The following is a 927-nucleotide window of genomic DNA, read 5'->3' as shown; positions in this document are numbered from 1 at the left end:
ACCGCCCGCCGCCTCGCCGCCGAGGGCGCCTGCGTCGTCGTCGCCGACCGGGACGCCGCGGCGGCGGAGAAGATCGCGGCGGAGATCGGCGCGTCCACCCCGCGGCCCGCCGACGCGGCCGTGGCCGCCGCCGCCGACGTGACGTCCGAGGACGAGGTCGCCGCAGCCGTCCGGGCCGCCGTCCTCGCCTTCGGCGGCGTCGACCTCGTCGTCAACAACGCCGGGCTGTCGATCTCCCGGCCGCTGCTGGAGACCAGCGCGCGGGACTGGGACGTCCAGCACGACGTCATGGCGCGCGGCTCGTTCCTCGTCTCCCGCGAGACCGCCCGCGTCATGGTCGAGCAGGCGATGGGCGGCGACGTCGTCTACATCGCGTCGAAGAACGGGGTGTTCGCCGGGCCGAACAACATCGCCTACGGCGCGGCCAAGGCCGACCAGGCGCACCAGGTCCGGCTGCTGGCCGCCGAGCTGGGCGAGCACGGCATCCGTGTCAACGGCGTCAACCCGGACGGCGTCGTCCGCGGCTCCGGGATCTTCGCGGGCGGCTGGGGCGCCCAGCGCGCCGCCGTGTACGGGGTCGACGAGGAGCGGCTCGGCGAGTTCTACGCCCAGCGGACGCTGCTGAAACGCGAGGTGCTGCCCGAGCACGTCGCCGCCGCCGTCGCCGCCCTCACCTGCGGCGACCTGACCCACACGACCGGCCTGCACGTCCCCGTGGACGCGGGGGTCGCCGCCGCGTTCCTGCGCTGACGTGAACCCCTGACGGACGACGCCCCCCCCGCTCCCACCTCTCGACCTTCGTTCCAACCAGCGCTGAGGAGCACGTTCATGAGCGAGTTGTCCAGGAGAAGGTTCGTCCAGGCGGGCGGGGCCGCCGCCGCGGCGGTCACGGCGGGCGGCGCGATCGCCGCGCCCGCGTCCGCCGCT

At 75.4% G+C, this 927-nt stretch carries 1 protein-coding gene; it reads left to right on the top strand.

Annotation, left to right across the window (positions count from 1 at the left end):
* The coding region (locus E1291_RS41515) for an SDR family oxidoreductase (protein ID WP_131743488.1) at positions 1-750 on the top strand (750 nt) is incomplete at its 5' end.
* Positions 751-927 lie beyond the last annotated feature (177 nt).

This window comes from Actinomadura roseirufa, assembly GCF_900659635.1.
GTDB lineage: Bacteria > Actinomycetota > Actinomycetes > Streptosporangiales > Streptosporangiaceae > Spirillospora > Spirillospora roseirufa.
The sequence above is the reverse complement of the archived record's forward strand: the minus strand, read 5'-3'. Positions and strand labels throughout refer to the sequence as shown.